This window comes from Metabacillus niabensis (assembly GCF_902829255.1).
GTDB lineage: Bacteria > Bacillota > Bacilli > Bacillales > Bacillaceae > Metabacillus > Metabacillus niabensis.
On the sequence record NZ_CADEPK010000155.1, the window covers coordinates 1 to 1,224 of the forward strand.

A 1,224-nucleotide genomic window follows, 5' to 3' on the forward strand; every position below is an offset into this window, starting at 1 on the left:
ACTCTATTCTATCATAGTTTGCTTTGAGAGAATAACCCACTTGTAGGAAAAAAATGAACGAAATTTACCGTTCCCTTTCAAAAGAAATTGTAACCCATTCATTCGTTTGCGCTCTTTCCCGTATCGTAAAGCCTCCTTTTTCAAACAACGCCAATAGCTCATCCAAATTCCATTCGACAAGACCAGAAATAATAAACTGATCACTATTTTTCAATAAATCATGACGATTGATAATCTTAACCGTTTCATTTGCCCCAATATTAATAAAAATGACATCATACGTATCGTTAATTTGGTAATCTCCTGTAATTAAATCCGCTTGAATGACTTCAATATCATTTGCTAGCCCATTTAATTCTGCATTATGATAGAGCTCTCTAGCAACATCCTCATAATCAACGGCGACAACCTTTTTTGCTCCCTTAAGTGAAGCAGCAATCGTGAGCATTCCTGAGCCTGTCCCTAAATCAAGGACTGTTTTATTCGTTAAATCTGAATCTAGGATCATTCGCAAACAGCCTTGGGTCGTTTCATGTAAACCTGTACCAAATGCTGCAAGTGGATCGAATTTTAAAAGATTCTTTCCTTCATATTGTTCCGTAGAATTCGGATAGACAATGACCCAATCGTTTCCTAAATCGATATCTTCAAATTCATACGTTTGCTCCCATGCTGTTTCATTTCCTGACGAATACTTGATTTCATCTCTTGCTACAGAAAATGTATCCTCAAGCAATGTAAAATAAGCTTCAGGCAGCCCTTCTACCTCAACATCACTAGCATAAATTTTCAGCTCTACTTGTTCATCCTCTTTTTCCTCGTAACCATATCCATTTTGAACTTTGATGATTTCAATCGGAGATTCATAGTAGAGATTATAGACCCCTACAGAATTCAGCTTATCTGTATATTGATCAATTTCTTTATATGGGATAGTTAAAATAAATTCATGTAACATGTATCGTTTCCTCTCATCTAAATTCTTCCTTAATGTCTTACACCATACAACATCATAGCATATTCTTTCATATCTTTTACATTCCACTGTTCGTCTTATTTGCTGATGTTACGATTATTGCCATATTTGTCTCATATGATAAAACTCAATAAGGCATTTACTCCAGCTTTATTATTTATTTTTATAATCTTCGTATCAGTTTTTCCTTAGGATAAATAGTAACGAGAGGGTAAATATGAGGAAACAATTCAAGCATGGTTGAATAC

General features: G+C 34.6%; 1 protein-coding gene. It reads right to left on the reverse strand.

Annotation, left to right across the window (positions count from 1 at the left end):
* Positions 1-64: 64 nt before the first annotated feature.
* Positions 65-958: a 50S ribosomal protein L11 methyltransferase gene (locus HU235_RS12070; protein WP_174880365.1), complete on the reverse strand. Its 894-nt coding sequence runs from the start codon at positions 956-958 to the stop codon at positions 65-67.
* Positions 959-1,224 lie beyond the last annotated feature (266 nt).

Bases quoted from the DNA above. Each gene is read 5' to 3' on its own strand.
- HU235_RS12070 (WP_174880365.1), bottom strand. From the start codon at position 958: ATGTTACATGAATTTATTTTAACTATCCCATATAAAGAAATTGATCAA.